The sequence below is a fragment of the Caulobacter sp. genome (genome assembly GCF_035254145.1).
Taxonomy (GTDB): domain Bacteria; phylum Pseudomonadota; class Alphaproteobacteria; order Caulobacterales; family Caulobacteraceae; genus Caulobacter.
The window spans coordinates 24777-31325 of the sequence record NZ_DATFAV010000269.1 but is presented as its reverse complement, the minus strand read 5'-3'; the positions used below and the strand labels follow the sequence as shown (position 1 = coordinate 31325).

The following is a 6549-nucleotide window of genomic DNA, read 5'->3' as shown; positions in this document are numbered from 1 at the left end:
GGCCAAGGTGAACTATGTGACGGTCGGTTCGAACGATCTGGAAAAGGCCAAGGCGTTCTATGACGCCCTGCTCGGGTCCATCGGGTTCAAGCCGCTGTTCGACCACCCATCTGGCGGCCGCCTCTATCGCGGCGACGGGTGCATGTTCGGCGTGCTGGGGCCTTATGACGGCAATCCCGCCTGCGTCGGCAACGGCATGATGGGCGGCTTCGCCTTCGACACGGTCGAGGAGGTCGACGCCTTCCACGCCAAGGCCCTGGAACTGGGCGGCAAGGACGAGGGCGCGCCGGGCGCGCGGATGCCCAAGGCCTATTTCGCCTATTTCCGTGATCTGGATGGCAACAAGCTCTGCGGCTACAAGCTGGGATGATGTGCAAGGTTTCGCCCTGATTTCGGCGTGATACGGCCGAGGTCGGGGCGCAACTCCGTCGCTCTGGACGGAGACGGACATGCGCATCGCCTGGGAACGCATCGCCACGGTGCTGGTCAGCATCGGCTTCTGGACCGTTCTATTGATCGGCGGGCGTCACGCCCTCCATCTGGCCAGAGGCGAGGTCCATACCCTGGCGCACCTGGCGATCGGACGGCGCGGCCGCCTCGTCTGAAGTCCGGGGGCTGCGCATCGCCGCCGAAATGCTATTAGGCGCCATGGCGTCGGCCGCATTGCTTTCCTTGACCCTGACGGACTTCCGCTCTTACGAGCGCGCGCGCCTGGAGACCGGCGGGCGCAGCGTCTACCTGTTTGGCGCCAACGGGGCGGGCAAGACCAACCTTCTGGAGGCCATCAGCCTGCTGAGCCCCGGCAAGGGCCTGCGCGGCGCCAGCCTGGCCGAGGTCGGTCGCCGCCTGCCGGGCGAGACCGTCGGCCGGGCCTGGGCCGTGGCGGCCGTGGTCGAGAGCGGCGACGACGCGCCGATCCACATCGGCACCGGCGTCGAGCAGGGCGGGGCGGCTCGCCGCGTCGTGCGGCTCGAGGGCGAGACCGTGCCGCCTGGGCGGCTGGCCGACCACGTCCGACCGATCTGGCTGACGCCCGCCCAGGACCGCCTGTTCCTGGAGGCAGCCTCCGAGCGCCGGCGGTTCTTCGATCGCCTGGTCTTCGCCGGAGAGCCCGCCCACGCCGCCAACGCCAACGCCTACGATAAGGCCCAGCGCGAGCGCATGCGGCTTCTGACCGACGCCGCCGAGAGCGGCGCCCCGGCCGACGCGACCTGGCTGAACGCCCTGGAGGGCAGGATGGCCGAGAACGGGGCGCTGATGTCGCAGGCCCGCGCGCGGACGCTCCAGGCGCTGCAGCTGGAGATCGAAGGGCGGGGCGACCGACCTTTCCCCCAGGCTCGCCTGACCTTGACCGGCGAGTGGGAAAGGCTGGCGCTGGAGGGCGCGCCGTTCGCGGAGATCGAGCAGAAGCTGGCCTCGGCCCTGGCCGCCGCGCGCGCGCGCGATGGGGCCGCGGGAAGGGCCCTGACCGGTCCGCACCGGGGCGATCTGGCCATCTTCCACGTCGAGAAGGACCGTCCGGCGGCCGAATGCTCGACCGGAGAGCAGAAAGCCCTGATTTTGAACCTCGTTTTGGCCCAGGCGGCGCGACTTTCGCGTGCGGAATCCGCGCCGAATCCTGTAATATTGCTCGACGAAGTCGCCGCGCATCTCGATCTTACCCGACGAGCCGCACTGGCCGACGAACTCACGGCGCTCAAGCTCCAGGCCTTCCTCACCGGCACGGACGAGTCGCTGTTCGACCATCTCAAGGGTCGGGCGCTGGGCGTTCGCGTGTGCGACGCCGGCCTGACCACTTTGCCGGCCTGACTCTGGAAGACGAATGACCGAGAACACCGAAGACCAAGTTCCCGAAACGCCGACCCCGGAAATGACGACCGAGGAAGCCGCCGCCCAGTACGGCGCCGACTCGATCAAGGTGCTCAAGGGTCTGGACGCCGTTCGTAAGCGTCCAGGCATGTACATCGGCGACACCGACGACGGCTCGGGCCTGCATCACATGGTCTACGAGGTGGTCGACAACGCCATCGACGAGGCCCTGGCCGGTCACGCCACCAAGGTCCAGGTGATCCTCAACGCCGATGGCTCGGTGACGGTCACCGACGACGGCCGCGGCATCCCGGTCGACATGCACGAGGGCGAGGGCGTGTCGGCGGCCGAGGTCATCATGACCCAGCTGCACGCCGGCGGTAAGTTCGACCAGAACAGCTACAAGGTGTCGGGCGGCCTGCACGGCGTCGGCGTCTCGGTCGTCAACGCCCTGTCGGACTGGCTGGAGCTGCTGATCCACCGGGGCGGCAAGGTTCACCAGATGCGCTTCGAGCGCGGCGACGCGGTGACCTCGCTGAAGGTGACCGGCGACTCGCCGGTGCGCCAGGACGGCCCCAAGGCCGGCGAGACCCTGACGGGCACGGAAGTGACCTTCTACCCGTCCAGGGACACCTTCGCGTTCATCGAGTTCGACCGGAAGACGCTGGAGCACCGCCTGCGCGAACTGGCGTTCCTGAATTCGGGCGTGACGATCTGGTTCAAGGATCACCGCGACGCCGAGCCGTGGGAAGAAAAGCTGCATTACGACGGCGGCATCGAGGCCTTCGTCCGCCACCTGGACAAGGCCAAGACCCCGCTGCTGAAGACCCCGATCGCGGTGCGCGGCGTCAAGGACAAGGTCGAGGTCGATCTCGCCCTGTGGTGGAACGACAGCTACCACGAGCAGATGCTGTGCTTCACCAACAACATCCCGCAGCGGGATGGCGGCACGCACCTTTCGGCTTTCCGCGCGGCCCTGACCCGGATCATCACCGGCTACGCCGAAAGCTCGGGCATCCTGAAAAAGGAAAAGGTCAATCTCGGCGGCGAGGACGCCCGCGAAGGCCTGACCTGCGTGCTGTCGGTCAAGGTTCCCGATCCGAAGTTCAGCTCGCAGACCAAGGACAAGCTGGTCTCGTCCGAGGTGCGCCCGGCGGTTGAAGGTCTGGTGCAGGAAGGTCTGGCGACCTGGTTCGAGGAGCACCCGAACGAGGCCAGGCAGATCGTCACCAAGATCGCCGAGGCCGCCGCGGCGCGCGAAGCCGCTCGCAAGGCCCGCGAACTGACTCGCCGCAAGAGCGCGCTCGACATCACCTCGCTGCCCGGCAAGCTGGCGGACTGCTCCGAGCGCGATCCGGCCAAGTCCGAAATCTTCATCGTCGAGGGCGACAGCGCCGGCGGCTCGGCCAAGCAGGCCCGCAACCGCGACAACCAGGCCGTCCTGCCCCTGCGCGGCAAGATCCTGAACGTCGAGCGGGCGCGCTTCGACAAGATGCTGTCGTCCGACCAGATCGGCACGCTGATTACGGCCCTGGGCGCCGGCATCGGCCGGGACGACTTCAACCCGGACAAGGTGCGCTACCACAAGATCGTGCTGATGACCGACGCCGACGTCGACGGCGCCCACATCCGTACGCTTCTGCTGACCTTCTTCTACCGGCAGATGCCGGAGCTGATCGAGCGTGGCTACATCTACATCGCCCAGCCGCCGCTCTACAAAGCCAGTAAGGGCAAGTCCTCGCGCTATCTGAAGGACGACAGCGAGATGGACGCCTTCCTCGTCGACGAAGGCGTGGACGGGGCCGAGCTGGACCTGGCCTCCGGCGAGCGCCTGATCGGCCAGGATCTTCTGGCCCTGGTCCAGGCGTGTCGTTCGGCCAAGGGCAATATCGATCGCCTGGCCTCCCGGGCCCCGGCCAGCGCCATCGAACAGGCCGCCCTGGCCGGCCTGTTGGGCGATGCGCCCGATCCCACGGGCGCCGCGCGACGCCTCGACCTCTACGCCGAGGAGGGCGATGGCCCCTGGAGCGGCGAGCGGGGTGACACCGGCTTCGTGTTCAGCCGCGTGCGTCGCGGCGTCTCCGAGCGGGTCGTGCTGGACGACGTGCTGCTGCACGCCGCCGACGCCCGTCGCCTGGCCGAACGTGCCGTCAAGCTGGCCGAGGTCTTCTCCAGCCGCGCCGTCTTCCGCCGCAAGGACAAGTCCACGACCATCCGCGGGCCGTTGGACCTGGTCAACGCGGTGCTGGACGCCGGCCGCAAGGGCTTGGCCATCCAGCGCTACAAGGGCCTGGGCGAGATGAACCCCGAGCAGCTGTGGGAAACGACGCTGGACGTCGAGGCGCGCACCCTTCTGCAGGTCCGGGTGAACCACGCCGACGACGCCGACGACATGTTCAGCCGGCTGATGGGCGACTTGGTCGAGCCGCGCCGGGAGTTCATCCAAGAAAACGCCCTGGACGCCGAGGTCGACGTCTAGAGGTTTGGCAAACGATTGCTTTCTAAGCGCCGGGCGCCCGTTTCGCGGGCGTTCCGGCGCTTTCTCGTTCTGGGCGGGCCCCACGCCCCGGATGTGGTTATCGGTGTCATCGCGCGGTCGCGACGAGAGCGTCATCGTGCGTGAATCGATTGATTCGCTTTGAGAATATGCGTGGGGGCGCGCGTGTGATGGAACAAGACGCCAGTTTTCGGCCAGAACGGATTCTGGACTTGTCCGAACGGCTGTCGAGCGTCGCGGGCGAAAAGATCGGCGAGATCGCCAGGGTCAATCGGGCGGCCAAGATGCTCTCGATCAACGCCCTGATCGTCGCGGCTCGGGCGGGGGAGGCCGGCAAGGGCTTCGCCATCGTTGCCGAGGAGTTCAAGAAGATCTCGACGGAGATCGACGCGGTGGCCGCCGCGCTGGAAAGCCAGGTGCGGGCCGACCTCGATGAGCTTTCGGCCATCGGCGGGGCGATCCTGTCGCATATGCGCGGCCAGCGCCTGGCCGATCTGGCGCTCAACGCCATCGAGATCGTCGACCGCAATCTCTATGAACGGACCTGCGACGTCCGTTGGTGGGCGACGGACTCGGCCGTGGTGGCCTGTCTGGCCGATGACGGCGAGGGCGCGCGGCGGCACGCCAGCGAACGCCTGGGCGTGATCCTGGACGCCTATACGGTTTATCTCGATCTCTGGATCTGCGACGCCCGCGGCCGCGTGGTGGCCAATGGGCGGCCAAACCGCTACCCCAACGTCGTCGGGCAGTCGGTGGCCGATACGCGCTGGTTCCAGGAGGGCATGCGCACCGCCACGGGCGACGACTTCGTGGCCTGCGACGTCGAGCGCTGCCGGGCCCTGGCCGACGAGCCGGTGGCGACCTACGCCACCGCCATTCGCGCCGGGGGCGAGGCCAAGGGTCAGCCCCTGGGCGTGCTCGGCGTGCACTTCGACTGGCGGCCCCAGGCCCAGGCCGTGGTCGATGGCGTTCGCCTGACCAGCGAGGAGCGCGAACGCTCGCGCGTCATGCTGCTGGACCAGAAGGGCAGGGTCCTGGCCTCTTCGGACAACCAGGGTGTTCTTAGCGAGATCTTCCCACTCGATACGACGGCGGGACCGATGGGAAGTTACGCCAACGGCGACGTCACTGTTGGGTACGCCCTGACCCCGGGATACGAGACCTATACGGGTCTTGGCTGGTACGGATGTCTTGTCCAGCGACAACAAGTTCCGGGATTAACCACGGTCGCGGCCTAATCTTAACCAAGCCGCTTGCGGATAAATCGAACTATTTGGTCGCCTGATAAGAGAAAGCGACTAGATTCTCGGCATTTTTCATGGATTCTCCCGCAGCGGCGTTGCAATGCGACGCTGTGCGTGATTTTTTTAGCCCTAACGGACCCGTCGACGAAGTCTGACAGTTTCTGCTCTGGCGGGAAAACGCGTCATATTCTTAGTTTACAGGCTGGTTTGCGTTCTCTTTCCCGCGGAGCCCGCACGCAAAGTGTGATTTCCGGGGAACGGTTCTGTCGAGAAATCGACGAAAATCGAGTTCTGGGCTAGAGCATTCGTTTACATTGTCCTAAAGGGACGCCGTTCAATTGGAGGGAGCAGTCATGGCTTCTCATCGCGTTCGAGCCATCGCCATTAGCTTGGCAGTTGCGCTGGCCCCTATGGGCGCCGGCCAGGTCTGGGCTCAAAACACCCCGGCCCCGACGGCGGCCTCGCTGCAGGCCACCATCCAGGCCGCGGCTCAGCGAGCCGCCGCGCAGCCGGGCTTCGCCCGTCTGTCGGCCCAACAGAAGCTGGCCGCCATCCAGGCCTCCATCTCGGCCGCCCTCGCGGCCAGCGGCGCCTCGCCGACGGTGATCGCCGCGGCTCTGGTGCAGGCGGTGTCGAGCGGCACGGTCAGCGCCGGCGTCGCCATTCAAGTGGCGGCCGCGGTCGCTCCTGAAATGGCCCAGCAAGTGGCCTCGTCTCCGGCCGTGACCCAGCAGCTGGCGGCCACCGGCCAGTCGGCGACCGTCACTCAGACGGCCGCGACCGACACCGGCGGCGCGCCCAGCGTGCTCGTCAGCTTGCAAGGCGTTTCGTCGACCTCGACGGGCGGCGACGCGGGCACGACCACGGGCGGCGGCACGACCACCACGGTCACGCCGGCTCCGTACGATCCGTGCGCGGGCGTCATCGCCGCCTACTGCGGCGGTTAATTAATATAGTCTCGGGGCGGACCGACGCGTCACGACGTGCGTCGGCCGCCAC

The 6549-nt window shown here is 67.2% G+C and carries 6 protein-coding genes; all 6 read left to right on the top strand.

Going from position 1 to position 6549, the window contains the following annotated elements; genetic code table 11:
* The coding region (locus VJ655_RS16475; protein WP_324112939.1) for a VOC family protein at nucleotides 1-370 on the top strand (370 nt) is incomplete at its 5' end.
* Between the two features lie 79 nt (nucleotides 371-449).
* Entirely contained in the window at nucleotides 450-605 is a 156-nt protein-coding gene (locus VJ655_RS16470; RefSeq protein ID WP_324112937.1) for a hypothetical protein, read from the top strand.
* Between the two features lie 43 nt (nucleotides 606-648).
* Complete coding sequence (gene recF, locus VJ655_RS16465; protein WP_324112936.1) at nucleotides 649-1809, top strand: DNA replication/repair protein RecF; 1161 nt, start codon at nucleotides 649-651, stop codon at nucleotides 1807-1809.
* A gap of 13 nt (nucleotides 1810-1822) precedes the next feature.
* Complete coding sequence (gyrB, locus tag VJ655_RS16460) at nucleotides 1823-4288, top strand: DNA topoisomerase (ATP-hydrolyzing) subunit B (RefSeq protein WP_324112933.1); 2466 nt, start codon at nucleotides 1823-1825, stop codon at nucleotides 4286-4288.
* 167 nt (nucleotides 4289-4455) lie between these two features.
* Complete coding sequence (locus tag VJ655_RS16455) at nucleotides 4456-5544, top strand: methyl-accepting chemotaxis protein (RefSeq protein WP_324112931.1); 1089 nt, start codon at nucleotides 4456-4458, stop codon at nucleotides 5542-5544.
* Between the two features lie 359 nt (nucleotides 5545-5903).
* Nucleotides 5904-6497 carry a hypothetical protein gene (locus tag VJ655_RS16450; protein ID WP_324112929.1) on the top strand — a complete coding sequence of 198 codons (594 nt, stop codon included), beginning with the start codon at nucleotides 5904-5906 and terminating at the stop codon, nucleotides 6495-6497.
* The last annotated feature ends 52 nt before the right edge of the window (nucleotides 6498-6549 follow it).